At 71.0% G+C, this 22,215-nt stretch carries 20 protein-coding genes; 4 read left to right on the top strand and 16 right to left on the bottom strand.

Features of this window, described 5'->3' with window-relative positions:
* Nucleotides 1-140 precede the first annotated feature (140 nt).
* The 8 genes from AB0L95_RS13845 to AB0L95_RS13810 all read right to left on the bottom strand — a co-directional run bounded on the left by AB0L95_RS13845 (nt 141) and on the right by AB0L95_RS13810 (nt 10,487).
* The gene (locus AB0L95_RS13845; protein WP_365161470.1) at nt 141-1,859 is read right to left on the bottom strand and encodes a histidinol-phosphate transaminase; all 1,719 of its coding nucleotides are present in this window, start codon (nt 1,857-1,859) and stop codon (nt 141-143) included.
* A 164-nt stretch (nt 1,860-2,023) separates the two neighbouring features.
* Nucleotides 2,024-3,178, bottom strand: coding sequence for an aldose epimerase family protein (locus tag AB0L95_RS13840; protein WP_365161468.1), 1,155 nt, complete (start codon nt 3,176-3,178; stop codon nt 2,024-2,026).
* Nucleotides 3,179-3,233: 55 nt separating this feature from the next.
* Nucleotides 3,234-4,478, bottom strand: a complete 1,245-nt coding sequence (gene mmsB / locus AB0L95_RS13835) for a multiple monosaccharide ABC transporter permease (RefSeq protein ID WP_365161466.1) — start codon at nt 4,476-4,478, stop codon at nt 3,234-3,236.
* A complete protein-coding gene (mmsA, locus tag AB0L95_RS13830) occupies nt 4,475-6,025 on the bottom strand; it encodes a multiple monosaccharide ABC transporter ATP-binding protein (RefSeq protein WP_365161465.1) in 1,551 nt (516 codons plus the stop codon). Before mmsA ends, mmsB begins: the two co-directional genes overlap by 4 nt.
* Before the next feature lie 43 nt (nt 6,026-6,068).
* Nucleotides 6,069-7,178 (bottom strand): multiple monosaccharide ABC transporter substrate-binding protein, encoded by a 1,110-nt coding sequence (chvE, locus tag AB0L95_RS13825; RefSeq protein ID WP_365161463.1) that lies wholly within the window; start codon nt 7,176-7,178, stop codon nt 6,069-6,071.
* Nucleotides 7,179-7,228: 50 nt separating this feature from the next.
* A complete protein-coding gene (locus AB0L95_RS13820) occupies nt 7,229-8,194 on the bottom strand; it encodes a hypothetical protein (RefSeq protein WP_365161462.1) in 966 nt (321 codons plus the stop codon).
* 134 nt (nt 8,195-8,328) lie between these two features.
* Nucleotides 8,329-9,333 (bottom strand): alcohol dehydrogenase catalytic domain-containing protein, encoded by a 1,005-nt coding sequence (locus AB0L95_RS13815; RefSeq protein WP_365161460.1) that lies wholly within the window; start codon nt 9,331-9,333, stop codon nt 8,329-8,331.
* Entirely contained in the window at nt 9,330-10,487 is a 1,158-nt protein-coding gene (locus tag AB0L95_RS13810) for a mandelate racemase/muconate lactonizing enzyme family protein (RefSeq protein WP_365161459.1), read from the bottom strand. Before AB0L95_RS13810 ends, AB0L95_RS13815 begins: the two co-directional genes overlap by 4 nt.
* A gap of 201 nt (nt 10,488-10,688) precedes the next feature.
* Here AB0L95_RS13810 and AB0L95_RS13805 point away from each other — a divergent pair, with 201 nt between their 5' ends.
* Complete coding sequence (locus AB0L95_RS13805) at nt 10,689-11,462, top strand: hypothetical protein (RefSeq protein ID WP_365161457.1); 774 nt, start codon at nt 10,689-10,691, stop codon at nt 11,460-11,462.
* Nucleotides 11,463-11,618: 156 nt separating this feature from the next.
* Here AB0L95_RS13805 and AB0L95_RS13800 read toward each other — a convergent pair whose 3' ends face one another.
* The gene (locus AB0L95_RS13800) at nt 11,619-12,071 is read right to left on the bottom strand and encodes a MarR family transcriptional regulator (RefSeq protein WP_365161455.1); all 453 of its coding nucleotides are present in this window, start codon (nt 12,069-12,071) and stop codon (nt 11,619-11,621) included.
* 163 nt (nt 12,072-12,234) lie between these two features.
* Here AB0L95_RS13800 and AB0L95_RS13795 point away from each other — a divergent pair, with 163 nt between their 5' ends.
* Together AB0L95_RS13795 and AB0L95_RS13790 are read left to right on the top strand one after the other, a co-directional pair.
* Entirely contained in the window at nt 12,235-13,257 is a 1,023-nt protein-coding gene (locus AB0L95_RS13795) for an NADP-dependent oxidoreductase (protein ID WP_365161453.1), read from the top strand.
* Between the two features lie 122 nt (nt 13,258-13,379).
* The gene (locus AB0L95_RS13790; RefSeq protein WP_365161451.1) at nt 13,380-14,183 is read left to right on the top strand and encodes an EI24 domain-containing protein; all 804 of its coding nucleotides are present in this window, start codon (nt 13,380-13,382) and stop codon (nt 14,181-14,183) included.
* On the opposite strand, the gene AB0L95_RS13785 is transcribed toward AB0L95_RS13790, so the two are convergent.
* The 3 genes from AB0L95_RS13785 to AB0L95_RS13775 all read right to left on the bottom strand — a co-directional run bounded on the left by AB0L95_RS13785 (nt 14,170) and on the right by AB0L95_RS13775 (nt 17,611).
* Complete coding sequence (locus AB0L95_RS13785; protein WP_365161449.1) at nt 14,170-15,432, bottom strand: pyroglutamyl peptidase; 1,263 nt, start codon at nt 15,430-15,432, stop codon at nt 14,170-14,172. The genes AB0L95_RS13790 and AB0L95_RS13785 overlap by 14 nt on opposite strands.
* A gap of 295 nt (nt 15,433-15,727) precedes the next feature.
* A complete protein-coding gene (locus tag AB0L95_RS13780; protein WP_365161447.1) occupies nt 15,728-16,699 on the bottom strand; it encodes an aldose epimerase family protein in 972 nt (323 codons plus the stop codon).
* Between the two features lie 9 nt (nt 16,700-16,708).
* Nucleotides 16,709-17,611 carry an SGNH/GDSL hydrolase family protein gene (locus AB0L95_RS13775; protein ID WP_365161498.1) on the bottom strand — a complete coding sequence of 301 codons (903 nt, stop codon included), beginning with the start codon at nt 17,609-17,611 and terminating at the stop codon, nt 16,709-16,711.
* A 249-nt stretch (nt 17,612-17,860) separates the two neighbouring features.
* On the opposite strand from AB0L95_RS13775, the gene AB0L95_RS13770 reads away from it, so the two are divergent.
* Nucleotides 17,861-18,355: a DUF3145 domain-containing protein gene (locus AB0L95_RS13770; RefSeq protein WP_311698275.1), complete on the top strand. Its 495-nt coding sequence runs from the start codon at nt 17,861-17,863 to the stop codon at nt 18,353-18,355.
* A 116-nt stretch (nt 18,356-18,471) separates the two neighbouring features.
* Here the strand turns inward: AB0L95_RS13770 and fabF are convergent, their stop codons facing one another.
* The 4 genes from fabF to AB0L95_RS13750 all read right to left on the bottom strand — a co-directional run bounded on the left by fabF (nt 18,472) and on the right by AB0L95_RS13750 (nt 22,180).
* Nucleotides 18,472-19,743, bottom strand: a complete 1,272-nt coding sequence (gene fabF, locus AB0L95_RS13765) for a beta-ketoacyl-ACP synthase II (protein ID WP_365161445.1) — start codon at nt 19,741-19,743, stop codon at nt 18,472-18,474.
* A gap of 121 nt (nt 19,744-19,864) precedes the next feature.
* On the bottom strand, nt 19,865-20,113 hold the full coding sequence (locus tag AB0L95_RS13760) for an acyl carrier protein (protein WP_043440034.1): 249 nt from the start codon (nt 20,111-20,113) through the stop codon (nt 19,865-19,867).
* 104 nt (nt 20,114-20,217) lie between these two features.
* A complete protein-coding gene (locus AB0L95_RS13755) occupies nt 20,218-21,249 on the bottom strand; it encodes a ketoacyl-ACP synthase III (RefSeq protein ID WP_365161443.1) in 1,032 nt (343 codons plus the stop codon).
* A 16-nt stretch (nt 21,250-21,265) separates the two neighbouring features.
* A complete protein-coding gene (locus AB0L95_RS13750) occupies nt 21,266-22,180 on the bottom strand; it encodes an ACP S-malonyltransferase (protein WP_365161441.1) in 915 nt (304 codons plus the stop codon).
* Between the last annotated feature and the right edge of the window lie 35 nt (nt 22,181-22,215).

The following is a 22,215-nucleotide window of genomic DNA, read 5'->3' as shown; positions in this document are numbered from 1 at the left end:
GGGCCCCCCCCCCCGGGGCCCCGCGGGGTGCAGCCCCCCCCACCCCCCCCCCGCGGGGGGCGCCCCGGGGGGACTTCCTCGTGGCCGCCGACGGCGTTCGGTGTGCTACCGCCGCGTGGGCCCGGTGGGGGCCGGGCGGCTCAGCCGACCTGGTTGTACATCGCGCCGGCCGCCGGCCAGCCCGTGGGCTCCGGGACCGGTTCCGGCTGGGTGCGGCCGCGTACCTGCGCGGCCGTGAGACCGCCCGCGGCGGGCATGCCGGGCATGCCGCGCCGGTTCTGGGCGGCCGCCGCGAGTCCGGGCAGACCCGTCTGCGGAACGGCCTGCAGACCGGCCGCGGGCGCCGGGAAGACCCCCGGGGGCATGGCAGCGGCCGGGGCCATCCCGGGAGGCATGGCGGCCGCCGGGGCCATCCCCGCAGGCGGGGCCATCGGCAGCGGCGGGGCCATCGGCAGCGGAGCGGGAGCGGAGACCGGTGCGGCCGACGCGGGGGCGGGCATCGGCGCCGGGGCCGGGACGGCCATGGGAGCGGGGGCCGGCAGCGGAGTCGGCGCGGGCGCCGGGGGCGGGGCGGCGGCCGGCGCCGGCGCGGGGGCCGAGCCCGGGGCCAGCTGCGGCATCGCCGCGGCCTGCGCGGCGAGCGGCAGCCCCGTCCCGTTGGTCTCGCTGATCAGCCGGTCCACGGCCGCCGTGCCCGAGCTGTAGCTGGTCCCTGTGCTCAGCTCGGGCACGGCGGTTCCCTTCCTGGCCCCGTAGAGCACCTGCTCCAGGGCGGACACCAGGCGACGCACGTCCACCTCGGGGCGCACCACGAGGCGCAGGAAGCGGCTGGATGAACCGATCTTGTTGCCGCACTCGCGGACCAGGATCCGGTGCTCGGCCAGCAGCCGGTCGCGGACCACGGTGCCCTCGGCGCCCACCGGGAGGCGCACGAAGAGGAAGTTGCCCTGGGACGGGTAGACCGTCAGACCGGGCAGCTGGGAGAGCTGGCGGGACATCTCCAGACGGTCCCGGCGGACCTGGTGCAGGCTCTCCAGGTACTCGGCGCCGTGCTCCTTCAGCATGAAGACCACGTGCTCGGCGAAGGAGTTGAGGTTCCACTTCGGCAGCATCGAGCGGATCCTGTGCGCGAGCGCGGGGTTGGCGACCAGGTAGCCGAAGCGGATGCCGTGCAGGCCGAAGTTCTTGCCGAGGCTGCGCAGCACGATGACGTTGGGGCGCAGCACGGCGTCCTGGACGACGCTGGGCTCGTTCTCGGCGTCGGCGAACTCCAGGAACGACTCGTCGATCACGATCAGGTCCAGGTCCGCCATCGCGTCCATGAACTGCACCAGCGTCTGCCGCGGCACGAACCCGCCGTCGGGGTTGTTGGGGTTGCAGACGACCGCGACGCGGGTGCCGCGCTTGCGGATGAACTCGGAGTACTGGGCCAGGTCCAGGGCGAAGCCGCTGGACTCCTGGAGCGGGAACATGTCGACGCGCTTGCCGGTCTCCATCGGCTGGTCGGTCCAGCGGCCGAAGGTGGGGACGGGGACGGCGAGGGACTCGCGGACCAGCAGATGGTCGATCCAGGTGATCAGCTCGGTCGAGCCGTTGCCCATGGCCACGCACTGCGTCGGCAGCTGGAGCAGATCGCACAGCTCGGCCGTGATCGTGTCGGCGCTGCTCGGGTAGTAGGTGATGATCTCGCGCAGTCGGCCCGCCATCTCGTCGTACATGGCGGGCGTGGGGAAGTACGGGTTGCACGGAATACAGAAGTCCACGGGCCCCGTCCCGTCGCCGCCCTCCCGCGTCAGCGCCGCCATCGAGGGGCTGTGCGCCGTGGTGCTGCGGAACAACGAGGTGACGTTGTCGGCCATGGAACCTCCGTATGCGCGGGCCGGGTGGGGAGGGCGGGCCCGTTGTCCTGGGGCGGCCCGCGCGGGGGAGCGCGGGCCGCCCCCTCATACGGATACGGAGGTGGTGTTGTTCAAGGGTTGTGAGACTGGTGTGACTTCGGGAACCGATTCCACCGCCCGGCGCGTTACGCGCTGAACGTGTGGATCGTCGTCGACCGGTACGTCTGCCCGGGCCGCAGCACGGTCGACGGGAAGTTCGCGTGGTTGGGCGAGTCCGGGAAGTGCTGGGTCTCCAGGCACAGCGCGTCGCCCTGGCGGTAGGTGTGGCCGCCGGTGCCGACGAGCGTGCCGTCGAGGAAGTTGCCCGAGTAGAACTGCAGGCCCGGCTGGTCGGTGGCGATCTTCAGAGTGCGGCCGGAGTGCGGGTCGTGGAGGGTCGCGATGTGCTCGGGCTTCGCCGTGATGCCCTTGTCGAGGACCCAGTTGTGGTCGTAGCCCTTGGCCTGGACCTGCTGCACGTGGCCCGCCCGGATGTCCCGGCCGATGGCCTTGGCGCGCCGGAAGTCGAAGGGGGTGCCCGCGACGGGGGCGAGCTCGCCGGTGGGGATGAGGCCCGAGTCGGTGGGGGTGTAGCGGCTCGCGGCGATCGTCAGCTCGTGGCCCTCGATACCCCCGGTGCCCTCGCCCGCGAGGTTCCAGTAGGTGTGGTTGGTGAGGTTGACGACGGTCGGCTTGTCGGTGGTGGCCTCGTAGTCGATGCGCCAGTCGCCCTGCCGGGTGAGGGTGTACGTCACCTTCGCCCTGAGCGTGCCCGGGTAGCCCATCTCGCCGTCGACGCTGGTGTAGTGGAGGTGCAGGCCGACGTCGGAGCCCTCGGTGAACGGCTCGATGTCCCAGATGTGCTTGTCGAAGCCCTGCGTGCCGCCGTGCAGGCTGTTCACGCCGTCGTTGACGGACAGTTGGTGGCTCTTGCCGTCCAGCGTGAACCGGCCCTTGGCGATGCGGTTGCCGTAGCGGCCGATGAGAGCACCGAAGTACGGGGTCTTCGCCACGTAGTCGTCGATGGTGTCGAAGCCCAGGGACACGTTGGCACAGCGGCCGTGCCGGTCGGGGATCTCCAGGCCCTGGACCACACCGCCCCAGTTCAGGACCCTGAGGCGGGTGCCGCCGTTCTCCAGGGACCAGCGGTAGACCTTGGTGCCGTCGGCCAGCTTGCCGAAGGGTTCCCGCACCGGCTTCCCGCTGCCCGAAGCGGCCTGTGCCGTGCCTGTGCCCAGGGTGGTCGCGGCGATACCGGCTGCCGCGGCTCCCGCGATGACCGTGCGTCTGTTCAGTTCCATGTGCGGCTCCCGTGAAGGTTGGGCCCCGCCGCTGACCGGCGGGGCCCGAGCTGACTTACGAACCGGACTTGCGCTTGTTCCACACGTCGAAGCCGACCGCCACCAGCAGGGCCAGGCCCTTGATGACCTGCTGCCAGTCGGTGCCGACACTGAGGAGGTTCATGCCGTTGTTCAGCACGCCGAGGACGAGACCGCCGATGATCGCGCCGAGGACGGTGCCCACACCGCCGCTCATGGACGCGCCTCCGATGAACGACGAGGCGATCGCCTCCAGCTCGAAGTTCACGCCCGCCTTCGGCGAGGCCGCGTTCAGCCGGGCGGCGACCACCAGACCGGCCAGGGCCGCGAGCACGCCCATGTTCAGGAAGACCTGGAAGGTGACCCTCCTGTCCTTGACGCCGGACAGCTTCGCCGCCGGCAGATTGCCGCCGATGGCGTAGATGTGGCGGCCGAAGACGGCGTTGCGCATCACGTAGCCGTAGCCGACCACCAGGACGCCGAGGACGATGAGGATGATCGGCGCGCCGTTGTAGCTGGCGAGCAGCATGGTGAGGGTGAGGATCGCGGCGACCAGGGCGACGAGCTTCAGCGCGAACAGCCGCGCGGGCAGCGCGTCCAGGGCGAACTCCTGCTGCCGGCGCCGGTCGCGCAGTTCCTGCCACACCACGGCGGCGATCAGGACGAGGCCGAGCAGCAGCGTGAGGTTGTGGTAGTTGGTGTTCGGACCGACCTCGGGCAGGAAGCCGTTGCCGAGCTTCTGCAGCCCGTCCGGGAACGGGCCGAGGGTCTGCCCCTTGAGCAGGATCTCGGTGAGCCCGCGGAAGAGCAGCATGCCGGCGAGGGTGACGATGAACGACGGTATGCCGAGATACGCGATCAGAAAGCCCTGCACCGCCCCCGCGACCGCGCCCACCAGCAGGCACAGCACCAGGGCGATCGGCCACGCCACACTGTGCTGCACCGTCAGCACGGCCGCGAACGCGCCCACGAACGCCGTCAGCGAGCCGACCGACAGGTCGATGTGCCCGGCGATGATCACCAGCATCATGCCGATCGCGAGGATCAGGATGTAGCTGTTCTGCAGGACCAGGTTGGAGACGTTGCGCGGCAGCAGCAGGTCGCCGCCGGTCCAGATCTGGAAGAGGACGACGATCAGGCCGAGCGCGATCAGCATGCCGTACTGCCGCATGTTGCGGCGCAGGCCGTTCAGCATCAGCCGGAGCAGGCCGTCGCCCGTGGCCGATCCGCTCTTGCCCGGCGGCGCGGGGGCCGGGGTCCTGGCGGTCACATCCGTGCTCATCGGGTTACCTCTTTGTCCTTCGTCATGTGGCGCATCAGCACTTCCTGCGTGGCCTCGGCCCGCGGCACCTCACCTGTCAGCCGTCCCGCGGCCATCGTGTAGATGCGGTCGCACATGCCGAGCAGCTCCGGCAGCTCGGAGGAGATGAAGACGACCGCCTTGCCCTGCGCGGCCAGCTGGTCGATGACCGTGTAGATCTCGTATTTGGCGCCCACGTCGATGCCGCGCGTGGGCTCGTCCAGGATCAGCACGTCAGGACCGGCGAAGATCCACTTGCTGAGGACGACCTTCTGCTGGTTGCCGCCGGACAGCTTGCCGACCGGCTCGAAGACCGTCGGTGCCTTGATGTTCATGGACGTGCGGAAGCCCTCGGAGACCTGACGCTCCTCGTGTTCGTCGACGATCCCCCGCCTGGCGACCTTGCTGAGCGCGGTCAGCGAGATGTTGCGGTTGATGGTGTCGATGAGGTTGAGGCCGTAGTGCTTGCGGTCCTCGGTGACGTACGCGATGCCGTGGTCGACCGCCTCGGCGACGGTCTTCGTGCGGATCTCCTTGCCGTCCTTGAGGACCGTGCCGCCCGCGTACCGGCCGTAGGCGCGCCCGAAGACGTTCATCGCCAGCTCGGTGCGGCCGGCGCCCATCAGCCCCGCGATGCCGACGATCTCCCCGCGCCGCACCTTGATCGACACATCGTCGACGACCTTGCGCTGCTGGTCGATCGGGTGGAGCACGGTCCAGTCGCGGATCTCCAGGGCCGGGGCCGCGTCCGCCTCTCCCTCGTACGACGTGCGCTCGGGGAAGCGGTGGTCGAGGTCGCGGCCGACCATGCCGCTGATGATCCGGTCCTCGGTGGTCTCCGGCGCCTTCACGTCGAGCGTCTCGATGGACTGCCCGTCGCGGATGATCGTCACCGAGTCGGCGACCCGGCGGATCTCGTTCAGCTTGTGGGAGATGATGATCGAGGTGATGCCCTGCTTCTTCAACTCCAGGATGAGATCGAGGAGTTTGCCGCTGTCCTCGTCGTTCAGAGCCGCCGTCGGTTCATCGAGGATGAGCAGCTTCACCTGCTTCGACAGGGCCTTGGCGATCTCCACGAGCTGCTGCTTGCCCACGCCGATGTCGGCGATCCGGGTCTCCGGGTGCTCGTCGAGGCCGACGCGGCGCAGCAGTTCGGTGGCGTGCCTGAGCGTGTCGTTCCAGTTGATGAACCCGCGGGTGGCGTGTTCGTTGCCGAGGAAGATGTTCTCGGCGATGGAGAGATACGGCACCAGTGCCAGTTCCTGGTGGATGATGACGATGCCGTGGTGCTCGCTCGCCCGGATGTCCTTGAAGCGGCAGACCTCTCCCTCGAAGAGGATGTCCCCCTCGTAACTGCCGTGCGGGTGGACGCCGGAGAGGACCTTCATCAGGGTCGACTTGCCGGCGCCGTTCTCCCCGCAGATGGCGTGGACCTCGCCCGGCCGGACGGTCAGATTGACGTCCGACAGCGCCTTGACGCCGGGAAAGGTCTTGACGATCGAGCGCATTTCCAGGACGGGTCCCGCCATGGTCGTGCCTTCCAGTCGTTGCGGTCGGTGGGGGATGCGTCGGCTACTTCAGCTGGGCGTCGGTGTAGTAGCCGCCCTTGACCAGGACGTCCTCGTAGTTGGTCTTGTCGACGCTCACCGGCTGGAGCAGGTAGGCGGGGACGACCTTGGTGCCGTTGTCGTAGGTCTTGGTGTCGTTGGTCTGCGGCGTCTTGCCGTCGAGGGCGTCGTCGACCATGGTCGCGGCGACCTTGGCGAGCTGGCGGGTGTCCTTGTAGACGGTCTGCGTCTGCTCACCGGCGATGATCGACTTCACCGAGGCGAGCTCGGCGTCCTGGCCGGTGATGACCGGCAGCGGCTTGCTCCCCGAGCCGTAGCCGTCCGACTTCAGCGCGGACAGGATGCCGATCGAGATGCCGTCGTAGGGCGAGAGCACCGCGTCGACCCTGCCGCTCTTGTAGGCGGAGGTGAGGACGTCCTCCATGCGCTTCTGCGCGGTGGTGCCGTCCCAGCGCAGGGTGGTGACCTGGTTGAGCTTGGTCTGGCCGGACTTGACCACCAGCTCCTTCTTGTCGATGTACGGCTGCAGCACGCTCATCGCACCGCCGAAGAAGTACTTGGTGTTGTTGTCGTCGTTCGACCCGGCGAACAGCTCGATGTTGAACGGGCCCTTCTTGCCGCTGTCCAGACCGAGCTTGTGCACGATGTACGTGCCCTGGAGCACGCCGACCTTCTCGTTGTCGAACGAGGCGTAGTAGTCGACGTCCTTGGTGCCGAGGATCAGCCGGTCGTAGGCGATGACCGGGATCTTCGCCTGGGCGGCCTGCTGAAGCACGTTGTTCAGCGACTTGTTGTCGATGGCCGCGATGATCAGGCCCTTGACGCCCTGGGTGATCAGGTTCTCGATCTGCGAGACCTGGGTGTCCGGGTCGTCCTCGCCGTAGACCAGCTTGGCCTTGTACCCCTTGGCCTCCAGGTCCTTGACGACGTTGTTGCCGTCGTTGATCCAGCGCTCGGAGGACTTGGTCGGCATCGCGATGCCGATGGTTCCGCCCTTGGCGCTTCCCTTGTCCTCCTTGCTGCCGCCCGAGCTGTTCTGGCCGCAGGCGGTCAGGGTGAGGGCCAGGGAGACGGCGCCGGCTATCGCGGTGAGAGCGGCTCTGCGAGTGCGCATGCTGATCAGTCCTTGTTCTACTCGTCGTTGACAGGGGTGCGGCCGGCGGTTCAGGCGCCGGTGGGGAAGCGGTTGAGCGCACCGGGCAGCCGGGAGCCGAGCGGCGCCATGTCGCCGTCCGCGCCGTGCCGGGCGAGCAGGTCGAGAGCGAGCCGGCCGCGCCGCACCCGCTCCCGGGCGGTGTCCAGGGTCACGTCCCGCAGATGCGTCCCGTACGGGTAGATCCCGGGCGCCTTGGACAGACCGAACTTCAGATACAGCGGTGCGCCGCGCCGGATCAGCTCGGCGACCTCGTACATCCGCACATAGCCGCCGAGGTCGTCGGGGGCCTCGATGTACATGTCCATGGGGGCGGCGGAGACCCGCCGGATCTCCGTCAGGTGGTGCAGCGTCAGATCGCTGGGGACGTTGAGCGAGTCGGCGCCGAGCCGCTCGTACACGGCGTACGAGGCCGGATTGACCGGGCCGACCAGGGCCGAGACCTTCAGGGTGGTGTCGGCCGGGATGATCCCCTGCTGCCGGGCGCGGTGCAGTGTCCACAGCACGCCCTCGTCGGCGACGAGCAGGCACGTGACGCCCAGCTCGGTGGCCCGTACGGCGTCCTCGACGCATCCGGCCACCGCGTCGTGGCCCCGCGCCCGCAGGCCGGCGCCGCGCGAGTCTGAACGGACCGAGCCGCCGATGTCCCAGGTGCCGCGCGGGCCGGTGAACAGGCAGAGCTCGATGTCGCGTTCGCGGGTGGCCTCGACCATCTCGGTGATCTCGGCGTCGGTCAGCATCCATACGCCGCTGCCCTGGCTGATCCGGTGGATCGGCACGTCGAGCCGCGAGGACTCCTTGAGGACCACCGCCAGCGCCTCGGGCCCCTCGCACGAGGGGATCTCGGTGCGCCAGCGGCCGCCTCCCGGGAAGGTGTGCGGCGAGGCGTCGGCGGAAGAGAGGGCGGGCCCGGCCAGGCCGAGCGTGGCGAGGGCCTGCTCACCGGGCCTGCGGGCGGCGGTAGCGGAGTCGGTCACGGGGGTGTCCTTCATGTTCGGGGCATGTTCGGTATTTCGGACAAGGTTCGAGACTTGGGGTGCGGGAGGGGCCGGACCTACGCCGGTACGGAGCCGTCAGGTCACTCCGTACCGGCGTACGCCTCCGGAAGGCGTCAAGGCCGCAGCAGGACCTTGCCGACCTTCGGATCCCCGGCCCCCACCAGCTCGATGGCCGCCGGGAACTCGGTGAGCGGCAGCTCGTGCGTGACCAGCGGCAGCGGATCGAGCAGCCCCGCGCCGAAGACCCGCACCGTGTGCGCCCAGGCGTCCGGCGGCGCCCCGAACACGGTGTGCACCTCCAGTTGCCGTACGACGAGATCGGTGGGGTCGAGCCCCTCGGCGCCCGGCGCCGGGATACCCGTCAGGACGAGGCGTCCGCCGCGCCTGAGCAGACCGGCGGCGGTGCGCGCGGCGGACGCGGACCCGGCGGTCTCGATGACGACGTCGATGTCGTCGGGGAGCTCCTGGTCCCGGGTGCGGAAGTCGGTGGCGCCGAACTGCCGGGACAGGGCCTCGCGGTCCCGTCCGGTGCCGACCACCAGCAGCCGGGCCGGAGAGACGGCCGTCAGGAACTGCACGGCGAACATGCCGAGCGTGCCGGTGCCGACCACCGCGACGCGCTCACCGGGCCGGGCGTTCGCCTTCAGGGCGGCGGCCGCGATGCAGGCGGCGGGCTCCAGAAGAGCGGCGGCCGTGAGATCGGCGTCGTCCGGCAGCATGTGCAGCAGCCGGGCGGGCAGGGTCAGCGTGGCGGCCATCGCGCCGGGCTGGGTGAAGCCGGTCTCCTCGTACCCCGAGGTGCACAGCGTCGTCTCGCCCGCGTGACAGCGGTCGCAGACCTGGCAGTTGCGAAAGCCCTCCCCGACGACCTTGCGGCCGGCCAGCGACCCCGGCACCCCGGCGCCGACCGACCGGACCGTGCCGGACCACTCATGGCCGGGCGTGAGCGGATAACGGACATACCCCTCGGGCCGGTTGCCCTGGTACACCTCGCGGTCGCTGCCGCAGATGCCGACCGCGTGCACGTCGACCAGCGCCTCGCCTGGACCGGGATCGCGCGGCGCGTGCGCCACGAGCCGGTGCTCGCCCGGCGCCTCGACGACGACCGCGGTGCTCACTGGGTGCCCTTCGGCCGGCGCTGCTCCCAGCCGTCGGCCCACAGGTCGAACCGGGCCTGCTGCTGCGGGAACTCGGCCGCCGCGTCGGTGTCCAGCTCGACCCCGAGACCGGGGGCGTCGGAGAGGTGGAAGTAGCCGTCGACGACCTCCGGCGCGCCCTTGACCACCTTCTTGATCTCCGCGTCGGCGAAGTCGTTGAAGTGCTCCAGGATCTTGAAGTTCGGCGAGGTGAAGCCGACCTGGAGGGAGGCCGCGGTGAGCACGGAGCCGCCCACGTTGTGCGGGGCGACCAGCATGTAGTGGGTCTCGGCGGTGGCGGCCAGCTTCCGGGTCTCCCAGATGCCGCCGATATGGCCGACGTCGGGCTGGAGGATGTCGGCGGCCTGGTTCTCGAACAGCTCCCGGAACTCGATCCGGTCGTGGATGCGCTCACCGGTGGCGACCGGCAGGTCCACCTTCTCGGCGACCTTCTTCAGCGCCTTGAGGTTCTCCGGCGGCACCGGCTCCTCCAGCCAGGCCGGCCGGAAGGGCGCCATCTCCTTGGCCAGCCGGACGGCGGTGGCGGGGGAGAAGCGCCCGTGCATCTCCAGCATCAGCTCGGCGTCGGGCCCGATCGCGTCCCGCACCGCCTCGATGAGGGAGACGGAATAGCGGGTCTGCTCGTGGTCCAGTTCGAAGTGCCCGGTGCCGAAGGGGTCGATCTTCAGAGCCCGGTACCCGCGGGCGACGACCTCCGCGGCGGCCTTGTGATACGCCTCCGGGGTCCGCTCGGTGGTGTACCAGCCGTTGGCGTAGGCCTTGACCCGGTCGGTGACCTTGCCGCCGAGGAGCTGCCAGACGGGGACGCCGAGGGCCTTGCCCTTGATGTCCCAGCAGGCCATCTCGACGACCGCGACGCCGGACATCACGATCTCGCCCGCGCGGCCGTAGTCGCCGTACTTCATGCGGCGGACGAGGTCCTCCACGGCGAACGGGTCCGAGCCGAGCAGGTGATTGTCCTCCGCCTCCCGCAGATAGCCGATCAGCGCGTCGGTACGGCCCAGCATCCGGGTCTCGCCGACTCCGGTGAGGCCCTCGTCGGTGTGCACCTGAACGTAGGTCAGGTTGCGCCACGGCGTCCCGACCACGTGTGTGCTGATTCCGGTGATGCGCACGGCAGTTGCCCCTCAGATGTTCGATATTTCGTCACCCGTTCGAAATGCTGGCGTGACAGTAAGGAGGGGGTGTGGGGGGTGTCAATGGGGCGCGCTGGTAACGGTTTCGGCAAGACTTTCGAGAGTTTTTTCGGTTCGCCACAGAACCTTCACCGTGGGGCCTAGGAACGCGACGTCTGCGGAACTTAGTCTTCCGGCGTCATGGACTACTGCCACCCGTGCCGAAGGCACCTCAACGGCGCCCTCGCCTGCCCGGGGTGCGGCACTCCGGTCGAGGAACTGCGTGCGTACGCCGACGACGGTGCCGCGCGCCCCCTTGAGCACACCCCCCACGGTGACGACGGCCCGAGCGGGTCCGACGACGAGGCGTCCGCCGAGGACCGGGCCGCGCGACCCGGGCGGGCCCAGAACCGCAGGCGCGCCCAGGGGCGCGGCGCGGCCGGTGACCGTGACGACGGCCGCGGTACGCGGTCCGGTCGTCGCGACCGCAAGGCCGCCGCGCACCGGCGGCGCCGGCGGCGGGTGCTGTTCGTGGGTGCCGGGCTGCTGCTGGCGGCGGGCGGGCTGAGCCTGGCCGAACTCGGTGTCGAGGCGCCGGGATCCACCCCGAAGACCGCGACCGCCGGGGACGAGACCGTGGACGGCGGGGCCTCCCCGGGGGAGACGACCGGGCCGTCCCGGGGCACCGCGGGCGCGGGGACCGGCGGTGCGGCCTCCGCGTCGGCCTCGCGCTCCGCGTCCCCGTCGGCGTCCGCGTCCGCGAAGGACAAGAAGTCCGACAAGGACAAGGGGAAGGACGGGGTCACCCCGTCGGCGACCCCGACCGGGCTGCCGGGCCGCCCGGACCCGCAGCCCACCGCGACGGCGACCACGGCCCCGAGCGCGACTCCGACGGCGCATCCGACGCCGACGAACCCGCACCCCACCCCGTCGCCGACGAAAACGTGCAACCGGTTCCTCTGGTGGTGCGCCTAGTGCTGCGACCGGAAGGGTTCACCGGCTCGCGACTCCCCCAGCCTGGCGGCTGGGAGGTGCCGTGCCAGGCGTCGCGGGCCAGACGGGGCTTTCGAAACACGCCCTAGTTCCTGGCGCTCGCGCTCGGCGGGCCGACGGCGGTCGTCGGGACGGTCGTCACCGGTCGTTCTCGGTGGTGTCCCCCAGCATCCGGCGCAGGAGATCCCGCAGGGCCAGCTGTTCCTCGTGGGACAGCCCGGCGAGGGGTTCGCGGGCGAAGTCGAGGGACTCCCGCAGGCCGCGGGCCACGCGGAGGCCCTCCTCCGTCACCGCCGCGAGCTTCACCCGGCGGTCCGCCGGGTCCGGGCGCCGCTCCACCAGCCCCCGCGCCTCCAGCCGGTCCACGATGCCGGTGACGTTGGACGGCTCGCACTTCAGCTTCTGCGCCACCCGTCGCATCGGCAGCGGCTCCAGCGACAGCAGGCCCAGCAGCCGCGCCTGCGACCCGGTCAGGGCATGCTCGGCCGCCGCCTCCTCGTACTCCTCGTGGAAGCGGGCCACCACCGATCCGATGAGGTCCAGGACCTCCAGCGTCAGGGGGTCCATCCGGGGTGTCTTCTGCGTGGCCATACCTTCCAGGTTACCTCCTTACTTGACACGCTGAAATATTTAGGAGCATGGTTGTTTCAGGTTCTGAAGTATTCGTGCCGACGTGATCGAGCCGCACCGCGGCACACCGCGCCCGGCACGCGGCGCCCAGGGCGCCGCACATCGCACGTGAGGAAAGGCCCCCATGCCCGAGACCCCCGCCCTCCCCGCCGTCAGCCGTGAATGGCACCTGCGCAGCCGCCCCGTCGGCTGGCCCAAGCCCGAGGACTTCGCCCTCGTCGAGGCGGAGGTGGCACAGCCGGGCGAGGGACAGCTGCTCGTGCGGAACAAGTACGTCTCCGTCGACCCGTACATGCGCGGCCGGATGAGCGCCGCCAAGTCCTACGCCGCCCCGTACGGGCTGAACGAGCCCATGCAGGGCGGTGCGGTCGGCGAGGTCGTCGTCTCCCACGTCGAGGGCATCGAGCCCGGCGACCACGTCCTGCACTTCCTCGGCTGGCGCGAGTACGCGGTCGTGGACGCCAAGGCCGCCGTCAAGGTGGACCCGGAGGCCGCGCCGCTGTCGACGTACCTCGGCGTGCTCGGCATGACCGGCCTCACGGCCTACGCCGGCCTGCTGCGCACCGCCGCCTTCAAGGAGGGCGACTCCGTCTTCGTGTCGGGTGCCGCGGGCGCCGTCGGCAGCCAGGTCGGGCAGATCGCGAAGCTGAAGGGCGCCTCCCGGGTCATCGGCTCCGCGGGTTCGGACGAGAAGGTCAAGCTCCTGATCGAGGAGTACGGCTTCGATGCGGCCTTCAACTACAAGAACGGGCCGGTGAGCGAGCAGCTGCGCGAGGCCGCCCCGGACGGCGTCGACGTCTACTTCGACAACGTCGGCGGCGACCACCTCGAGGCCGCCATCGGCTCCCTCAACCAGGGCGGACGCATCGCGGTCTGCGGCATGATCTCGGTCTACAACAACACCGAGCCCGCGCCCGGCCCGAAGAACCTGTCCCGGCTCATCCAGACCCGCGGCCGTATCGAGGGCTTCCTCGTCGGCGACCACTACGACCTGCAGCCGCAGTTCGTCCAGGAGGTCGGCCCCTGGATCCGCTCCGGCGAGCTGAAGTACCGCGAGACCGTCGTCGAGGGCATCGAGAACAACGTGGAGGCGTTCTTCGGGGTCCTGCGCGGCGACAACATCGGAAAGATGATCGTCAAGCTCTGACCGAGCCCGTGACGTGCGCCGACCAGGGTCGTTGCGTACGACGGAGGCCGCGCCCTTGGACGTGGGGTGCGGCCTCCGCCCCTGTCTCGGGCAGCGGGACGCGGCTCGGTAAAGTCTCCGCCATGCGTGATCTCGGGGCGGGGTTCGGTCATCTTCTCGCGGGCCAGCGATGGGCGGCCCGAAACGGCAGACAGTACGGCTTCGGCCTGCTCCCCGGGCTGATAACCCTGGTGCTCTACGCGGGCGCGCTCATCGCCCTGGCCGTCTGGGGCGAGGACGCCGTCACCTGGGCCACCCCGTTCGCCGACGGCTGGCCGAGCCCCTGGCTCGGCCTCTTCCGCGGTCTGCTCACCGTCGTCCTGTTCGCCCTGGCCCTGCTTCTCGCCGTCCTCACCTTCACCGCCGTCACCCTCCTGGTCGGCCAGCCCTTCTACGAGAGCCTCTCGGAGCGGGTCGACCGTGACGTCTCCCCGGACGGCACCGCCCCCCAGTCGGGTCTGCCCCTCCACCGCGAACTGTGGATATCGGCCCGCGACAGTCTGCGCATCCTCGTCCGCGCCTCGCTCTGGGGCCTGCTGCTCTTCGCCCTAGGTCTGCTGCCGTTCGTCGGCCAGACCGTCGTCCCGGTGATCGGCTTCTTCGTCACCGGCTTCTTCCTCGCCGAGGAACTCACCGCCGTCGCCCTCCAGCGCCGGGGCGTCGAACTCCGCGCCCGCCTGAGGCTGCTGCGCTCCCGCAAGCTGCTCGTGTGGGGCTTCGGCACCCCCCTCGGAATCGCCTTCCTCGTGCCCTTCGTCGCCGTCTTCCTGATGCCGGGCGCGGTCGCGGGCGCCACCCTGCTGGCCCGCGACCTGCTGGGCGAGGAGACGGCCGGGGACGCCGAGGACGCCGACGCCCCCGAGGGCGAGCGGATCAGCGGCTCCTGAGCCCGCCGGACGTCGCGTTCGCCGCCACCGTCACGATCGCCCGCACCTGCGCGATGATGTCGAGCCGGTTCCGTACGAACGCGGGGTCGGTGACGGTCCCGGTCGCCGGGTCCGTGTTCCCCGCCCCGAACTCCAGGACCGGTGTGTGGAGATGCCCGCCCGGCAGCCGGTCGTGCAGCCCGAGCCGGTCCCGCAGCAGCGTCGCCCGGTACGCGATCTCGTTGGAGAGGTAGTCGCCGCCGCCCCCGGCCCGCGCCGACGACCCCGGGGTGGGTCCGTCCGGCCGTACCACGGGATCGCCGCCGCCCGCCGGGACCTCGGTGACCTCCGTGTGGTCGTAGACCGGGAATCGCCCGGTGCCGGCCGGCGTGATCGCCCGGTACGGGAGGGTCGTCGACGTCCACTGCGGCTGGGTGGCCGGGTCGGCCACCGGGATCGTCCCCGTCCGGCCGATGCCGTCGTTGTCGGGGAACCCGCCCCGCCACGCCCCGTTGGTCCGCTCCACGTCGAAGCGGCCCACCCGCCCCTGGCTCACCGTCGTGAAGAGGTCCACCCGCGGCAGCCACCGCCGCAGGGCGCGCTCCACGGTCCGGTCGGCGAAGTCCTGCCAGCGCACGGGGAAGACGACGGTCTCGATGCGCGCCGGCCCGTCCGCCGTACGGATCGTGGTGCCCTCGAGCGCCAGCGCGGTGGCCCCGGACGGGTTGGAGATACGGATGTCCCGGTCCAGTGTGAACGGGTCGAATCCGGTGACCAGGATCCGCCTCACGGCCCGGTCGTGCGGATAGCGGACGGCGTCCTGCCCGCGTGAGGTCACCTCCAACTCGGACAGCAGCCGGGCCCGTTGGGCGTCGGAGAGCCCGAAGCCGGGCTGCCAGGTCCGCACCTCCCGGGTCATCCCGAGGCGGGCCCAGTACAGCGGCCGGTCGTCGTCACGGCTCAGGTCACCGCCGGCGGGGCCCCGCCCCTGCGCCCGGTCCACCGCCCGCCGCCACAGAAGGGACCCCTGGCCCACGACGGCCCGCTCGGCCTGCGCGTACGAGTGGGTCCCCGCGAGCGCCCGCGCCAGCCGCGGTGCCGCCGCGTCGAAGCCGGAGCGTCTGAGGATCTCCTGGGGAACGGCCCCGTCGAGGCGCTGTTCCTCGACGGTCGCCGCGGGGGCCGCCTCCGCCGTCGCGGTGCTCGGGGCCGCGAGGCCCGCCAGCAGGGCCAGTCCGAGGATGCCGATCCGAACGCGTATCGCATGCACGGGAGTTGTCGTCCTTCCGTCGCCGTGGGGAGCGTGGTGCCGGACGCCTCGCAGTATCGCGTGCCGGAAGTGACCCGGGCCATGGTGCGTGGCCTGGGGAAGCGTGCCCCCGCCCCGTCCCGCCCGGCGGCACCGCGTGCCGTTTGTGAAGGGTTCGTACGAGGTCGCGGCCGGACGCCCGATCGACGGCCGTCGCGTCATCACGACGATTAACGTCTGACCTGGGAGGGGCCTCCCATGAGCAGCCCCGGTCCGGGACCTGACCCTGGACCGGGGCTCGCGGCCCCCCGCCGCGCTAGCGCGCCGAGAACCGGTACACCGTCTCCGACCTGTACACCCCGCCCGGCCTGAGTTCCGTGCTCGGGAAGTCCGGGCGGTTCGGGGAGTCCGGGAAGGCCTGGGTCTCCAGGGCGATCCCGGCGCCGGGGGAGAGCGGGGCGCCGAGGTGGTCCGCGGTGTAGAGCTGGAGGCCGGGCTCGGTGGTGGCCACCGTGAGCACCCGCCCGGACGCCGGATCACTGAGCTCGGCGACCTCGACCGGGGCCTCGGTCACGCCCTTGTCGAGGGCGAAGTTGTGGTCGTAGCCCGAGCCGACCGTGCGTGCCGCCCGGAAGTCCAGGCGGGTGCCGTCCACGTCCGCCGGCGGCCCGGCCGGGATCAGCTGCCTGTCCACCGGGGTGTACCGGGACGCGACGATCCGCAGCTCGTGCCCGCCCGCGTGCCCCGCACCGGCCAGGTTCCAGTACGAGTGGTTGGTCAGGTTCACCACCGTCGGCGCGTCCGTGACGGCCTCGTAGGCGATCCGCAGCGCGCCCCGTGCGTCGAGGGTGTAGGTCGCCGAGACCTCCAGCCGGCCGGGGAAGCCCCCCTCGCCGTCCGGGCTCGTGCGGGACAGCCGTACCCCGTGCTCGACCGGGTCCGTGTGCCACACCCGCTTGTCGAAGCCCTCGCGGCCGCCGTGCAGCGTGTTCGGCCCGTCGTTCGCCTCCAAGGTGTGGGTCCGCCCGTCCAGCGTGAAGCGGGCCCCCGCGATGCGGTTGGCGTACCGGCCGACCAACGCCCCCAGATACGGCTGGGGATGGCGCAGATAGCCCTCCAGGTCCGCGAAGCCCAGCACCACGTCAGTCCGGTGCCCGTCACGGTCCGGAACCTCGGCCGACTGCACGATCCCGCCGTACGACAGCACCCGCACCCGCACCCCGCCCCGCTCCAGCGTCCAGCGATGGACCGGGGTGCCGTCGGAAAGTGTGCCGAAAGGTTCGCTCATGGGGAAACCCTAGGTCACAGGATTCTTCGCGGTGATGGCACGGTAGGCGATCTCGGCCAGGCGGGCCTGACCGTCCCGGCTCGGATGGAACCAGTCCCACTGGCTCAACTGCCCCGTCCCGAAGCGGTAGTCGAAGACCGCGTTGCCGTCGAAACGGCACCGCCGGTCCTTCGCGCACACCTCCCGCAGGACCCGGTTGTACGCCTCCACCCGCTCCTGCACCGCGTCGCGCCGCCTGGACGCCCGCGCGTCCAGCGCGTCCGCGTCGCCCAGCATCGACGGGCAGATGCCCAGCTTCCACACCTGCTTGCCGAGCTGGCTGGTGCGGCCCTGCGACCACAGCCGCTTCAGGTTCGGCACGCTGGACACATACACCTGCGTCTTCGGCAGCGACACGCGCAGGGAGTCCATCGCCGTCTGGAACTGCCTGCGGAAGCCGGCCACCGGGGTCATCGCGGAGACGGTGGAACGGCACGCGTCATTGGCGCCCACCATCACCGTCACCAGCTCCGGCCGCTGCGGCACGGCCTGGGCGATCTGCGTGGGCAGATCCGCCATCCGGGCCCCGGTCACCGCGTAGTTCCAGCTGTGCTCCGCGGCCCCGGTCGCCCCGAGCAGCCGTACGGCCAGACTGTCCACGGTGGTGTCGCTGCCCGTCGCCCAGGACACCTCGGGGCAGTCGGACAGCACCGTGCAGGCGTCGAAGCCGCGCGTGATGGAGTCGCCCACGGCGGCGATCGAGCCGGGGGAGCGGTTCCAGACCGGGGTGGGCCTCGGCGAGGGATGCGCCTGTGCGGTGCTGCCCTGCGGAGTGGCCCCGCCGCCCCCGGAGGCGTCGCAGCCGGCGAGCCCCACGACGGCCGCCGCCGCCATCGCGACGACGGCCCGAGAGCCGCGGCCCCGTTTCCGCATCCCCTGGTCCCCTCGTTCGTCGTACCCGGCGGTCGGTCCGTGCACGGTTCCTCCGCGGTCGTTCGGCAGTGCTTCGAACACGCTGGGTCAGTCCCGCGTCCCCTTGGGTGAAACCTTGGAGTTTGGGAGCACCTGGACCGACGGTACGTCACACTCCTTGCGCCGCCGCACGGTAGCCTCGCCCCGTGGCCGCCCTGCCACGCCCGTTCCGTAAAGTTACAAGATGTCGCGGTCTGCCCGGAGGTTCAGGTGACGACACGTGGAGTCCTGTACGTGCACTCCGCGCCACGCGCACTGTGCCCGCACGTCGAGTGGGCAGTCGCGGGCGTGCTGGGCACGCGCGTCAACCTCGACTGGATCCGGCAGCCCGCCGCGCCCGGCACCTGGAGATCCGAGTTCTCCTGGCAGGGGGAGGCCGGTACGGCCTCCAAGCTCGCCTCCGCGCTGCGCGGCTGGCACCTGCTGCGTTTCGAGGTCACCGCGGAACCGTGCCCGACCGCCGAGGGCGAGCGCTACAGCTGCACCCCCGACCTCGGGATCTTCCACGCGGTCACCGGCATCCACGGCGACATCCTGATCCCCGAGGACCGGCTGCGCGCCGCCCTGGTGCGCTCCCAGCGCGGCGAGAGCGAGCTGGAGGCCGAACTCGCCAAGCTGCTCGGCAAGCCCTGGGACGACGAACTGGAGCCCTTCCGCTACGCGGGCGAGGGCGCGCCGGTGCGATGGCTGCACCAGGTCGTCTGACCGCCCGTCACCCGGCCGTGGACCGTGGTGTGTCCTGTCCCTGTCCCCCGTTCGTACGAAAGGGCCCCCACCGGCTGGTGGGGGCCCTTTCGCATGACTGGCCGGGGCGGCCCGGATCAGACCGAGCGGAACGCCAGGACGACGTTGTGGCCGCCGAAGCCGAACGAGTCGTTCAGCGCGGCGATACGGCCCTCGACCGGAAGCTTGCGGGCCTCGCCGCGGACGACATCCGCGTTGGCCTCGGCCTCCGGGTCGATGTTCTCGATGTTGATCGTCGGCGGGGCGATCCGGTGGTACAGCGCGAGGACGGTCGCCACCGACTCGACACCGCCCGCACCGCCGAGCAGATGACCGGTCATCGACTTGGTCGCGGAGACCGCCATGTGGTCGGCGTCGTCGCCGAAGACCTTGCGCAGTGCCTTCAGCTCGGCGACGTCACCGGCCGGCGTGGAGGTGGCGTGCGCGTTCACGTGCACGATCTCCGCCGGGTCCAGGTCGCTGTGGTCCAGCAGGTTCTGCAGGGCGTGCGAGATGCCGCGGCCCTCCGGCTCCGGCTGCACGATGTCGTGGGCGTCGGCGGAGATGCCCTGGCCGACCGCCTCCGCGTAGACGCGGGCGCCGCGCTTGGCGGCGTGCTCGGCCGACTCCAGGACCAGCACGCCCGCGCCCTCGCCGAGGACGAAGCCGTCGCGGGCGACGTCGTAGGGACGCGAGGCGCCCTGCGGGTCGTCGTTGTTCTTGGACATCGCCATCATGTTGCCGAACGCGGCGATCGGCAGCGGGTGGATGGCCGCCTCCGTGCCGCCGGCGACGACGACGTCGGCGCGGCCGGTGCGGATCATCTCGATGGCATAGCCGATGGCCTCGGCGCCCGACGCGCAGGCGGAGACCGGGGTGTGCACACCGGCGCGGGCGCCGACGAGCAGGCCCACGTTGGCCGACGGGCCGTTCGGCATCAGCATCGGGACCGTGTGCGGGGAGACACGGCGGACGCCCTTCTCCTTCAGCACGTCGTACTGGTCCAGCAGGGTCGTCACACCGCCGATGCCGGAGGCGATGACCGCCCCGAGACGGTCGGCGTCGACGTCCGCGCCCTCGCCCGCCTTTTCGGTGAAACCGGCGTCAGCCCAGGCCTCCTTGGCCGCGATCAGCGCGAACTGCGCCGAGCGGTCCAGACGGCGGGCCTGCGGCCGCGGGATGACCTCCGACGGCTCCACGGCGATCTGCGCGGCGATGCGGACCGCCTGCTCGGCGGCCCAGTCCTGCTCGAGAGGACGGACTCCGGACCTGCCGGCGACCAGACCCTCCCAGGTGGAGGCCACGTCGCCACCCAGCGGTGTGGTTGCGCCGATACCGGTGACGACCACGGTGCGATTGGTCGAGCTCACGGGAATTCTTTCTCCAACGGATGCGAGGATGAAGCGGCGCCACCGCCGGGTGGCGGGGCAACGGCCCGAGTCACCGGGCCGACGGCCCGGTGCTGGGCTGTCAGCCCAGGTGATCGGTCGATCAGGCCTGGTGCTTGAGGATGTACTCGGCGGCGTCGCCGACGGTCTTGAGGTTCTTCACGTCGTCGTCGGGGATCTTGACGTCGAAGCGCTCCTCGGCGGCGACGACGACCTCGACCATGGACAGCGAGTCGACGTCCAGGTCGTCGGTGAAGGACTTGTCCAGCTGGACGTCCTCGGTGGGGATCCCGGCGATCTCGTTCACGATCTCGGCGAGACCGGCGACGATCTCTTCCTGAGTGGCGGCCATGTCAGGCGCTCCTTCGTAGATTTTCCAGAGGGTGTGGCGCCCACCGCGTCAGCGGCAGGTGTGTGTTGCTCCCGTGCCGGACCGGATGATCCGGCACGGAGTGCCTAGGGGAGGGTAACGACCGTCGCGGCGTACACGAGACCCGCCCCGAAGCCGATGACGAGCGCGGTGTCGCCGCTCTTCGCCTCGCCGGTCGCCAGGAGCCGCTCCATCGCGAGCGGGATCGAGGCGGCCGAGGTGTTTCCGGTGGTGCGCACGTCACGCGCGACCGTCACGTGCTCCGGCAGCTTGAGAGTCTTCACCATCGAGTCGATGATCCGCACATTGGCCTGGTGCGGGATGAAGACGTCCAGGTCGTCCGCGGTGATCCCGGCCGCGTCCAGCGCCTGCTGGGCGACCTTCGCCATCTCGAACACGGCCCAGCGGAACACCGCCTGGCCCTCCTGCGTGATGGCGGGGAACTTGACGTTGCCCTCGCTGTCCACCGGGAGCTGGGAGACGTCGCCGAGCCGGAACGCGTTCCACGGCACGGTCTGCTTGATGGTCTCGGACTTGTCGCCCTCCGAGCCCCAGACGGTCGGGCCGATGTGCGGCTCCTCGGACGGGCCCACCACGACCGCGCCCGCACCGTCACCGAACAGGAAGGCGGTGGCCCGGTCCTCGAGGTCCGTCAGGTCCGACAGCCGCTCCACGCCGATGACGAGGACGTACTCGGCGGACCCCTCGACGATCATGCCCTTGGCGAGCGTGAGACCGTAGCCGAAGCCCGCGCAGCCGGCCGAGATGTCGAAGGCGGCGGCCTTGTCGGTGCCGAGCTTGTCGGCGATCTCGGTGGCGACGGCCGGGGTCTGGCTGAAGTGAGAGACGGTGGAGACGACGACCGCGCCGATCCGCTCGGCGGTGATCCCGGCGTCGGCGATGGCCTTGCCCGCGGCCTCGACGGACATCGCGGCGACGGTCTCGTCGTCGTTCGCCCAGTGCCGGGTCTCGATGCCGGAGCGGGAGCGGATCCACTCGTCGGAGGAGTCGATCTTCTCCAGGATCACCTCGTTGGGCACCACCCGGACCGGACGGTAGCCGCCGACCCCGAGAATGCGCGCGTACGGAGCACCCTTCCGTGCCTTGATCTTCGACATGCTCTCGGGCTCCTAATCAGGCACTGTGCTCGGCGACGAGGTCGCGAGCGGCATCGAGGTCGTCAGGGGTCTTCAGGGCCAGGGTCTGGACACCCGGCAGCGCGCGCTTGGCGATGCCCGTGAGGGTGCCGCCGGGGCACACCTCGATCAGCGCCGTGACGCCCAGCTTCTCGAAGGTCTCCATGCACAGGTCCCAGCGGACCGGGTTGGCGACCTGGCCGATCAGCCGTTGAAGGACCTCGGTACCGGTGGCGACGGCCTGACCGTCCTTGTTCGAGACGTAGGTGACGCGCGGGTCGGCGGGCGTGAGCGCCTCGGCCGCCTCCGCGAGCCGGTCCACCGCGGGCGCCATGTGGTGGGTGTGGAACGCGCCGGCCACCTTCAGCGGCACCACGCGGCGCACCCCCTCGGGCTTGTCCTCCGCGAGTGCGGCGAGCTGCTCCAGGGTGCCGGCGGCGACGATCTGCCCGGCACCGTTCACGTTCGCCGGGGTCAGGCCCAGCTTCTCCAGGTGCGGGAGCGTCGTCGCGGGCTCGCCGCCGAGCAGTGCCGACATGCCCGTGGGCGTGATGGCGGCGGCCTCGGCCATGGCCAGGCCCCGCTTGCGGACGAGCATCAGCGCGGCCGTGTCGTCGAGGATGCCCGCGAAGGAGGCGGCAGTGATCTCGCCGACGCTGTGGCCGGCGACGGCACCGGGGGTGATGTCACCCAGTGCCGCGGCGGACAGCAGACCCGCGGCGACCAGCAGCGGCTGGGCCACGGCGGTGTCACGGATGGCGTCGGCGTCGGCCTGCGTGCCGTAGTGGGCGAGGTCGAGCCCGATGGCGTCCGACCATGCCGCGACACGGTCGGCGGCGCCGGGGAGGTCGAGCCAGGGAGTCAGGAAGCCGGGCGTCTGGGCGCCCTGGCCGGGAGCGACGAGTACGAGCACTCTCACACTCTCTCTTGGGGACGGCCGCGGCCGCC

Origin of the sequence: Streptomyces sp. NPDC052036 (genome assembly GCF_040680495.1) — a bacterium.
Taxonomy (GTDB): domain Bacteria; phylum Actinomycetota; class Actinomycetes; order Streptomycetales; family Streptomycetaceae; genus Streptomyces.
Note: the sequence above shows the minus strand (reverse complement) of the source record. Positions and strands in the feature narration are given on the sequence as shown.

Coding starts and splice junctions, on each gene's coding strand:
- AB0L95_RS13845 (WP_365161470.1), bottom strand. CDS start 1,859: ATGGCCGACAACGTCACCTCGTTGTTCCGCAGCACCACGGCGCACAGC.
- AB0L95_RS13840 (WP_365161468.1), bottom strand. CDS start 3,178: ATGGAACTGAACAGACGCACGGTCATCGCGGGAGCCGCGGCAGCCGGT.
- mmsB (WP_365161466.1), bottom strand. CDS start 4,478: ATGAGCACGGATGTGACCGCCAGGACCCCGGCCCCCGCGCCGCCGGGC.
- mmsA (WP_365161465.1), bottom strand. CDS start 6,025: ATGGCGGGACCCGTCCTGGAAATGCGCTCGATCGTCAAGACCTTTCCC.
- chvE (WP_365161463.1), bottom strand. CDS start 7,178: ATGCGCACTCGCAGAGCCGCTCTCACCGCGATAGCCGGCGCCGTCTCC.
- AB0L95_RS13805 (WP_365161457.1), top strand. CDS start 10,689: ATGGACTACTGCCACCCGTGCCGAAGGCACCTCAACGGCGCCCTCGCC.
- AB0L95_RS13800 (WP_365161455.1), bottom strand. CDS start 12,071: ATGGCCACGCAGAAGACACCCCGGATGGACCCCCTGACGCTGGAGGTC.
- AB0L95_RS13795 (WP_365161453.1), top strand. CDS start 12,235: ATGCCCGAGACCCCCGCCCTCCCCGCCGTCAGCCGTGAATGGCACCTG.
- AB0L95_RS13790 (WP_365161451.1), top strand. CDS start 13,380: ATGCGTGATCTCGGGGCGGGGTTCGGTCATCTTCTCGCGGGCCAGCGA.
- AB0L95_RS13780 (WP_365161447.1), bottom strand. CDS start 16,699: ATGAGCGAACCTTTCGGCACACTTTCCGACGGCACCCCGGTCCATCGC.
- AB0L95_RS13775 (WP_365161498.1), bottom strand. CDS start 17,611: ATGCGGAAACGGGGCCGCGGCTCTCGGGCCGTCGTCGCGATGGCGGCG.
- AB0L95_RS13760 (WP_043440034.1), bottom strand. CDS start 20,113: ATGGCCGCCACTCAGGAAGAGATCGTCGCCGGTCTCGCCGAGATCGTG.
- AB0L95_RS13755 (WP_365161443.1), bottom strand. CDS start 21,249: ATGTCGAAGATCAAGGCACGGAAGGGTGCTCCGTACGCGCGCATTCTC.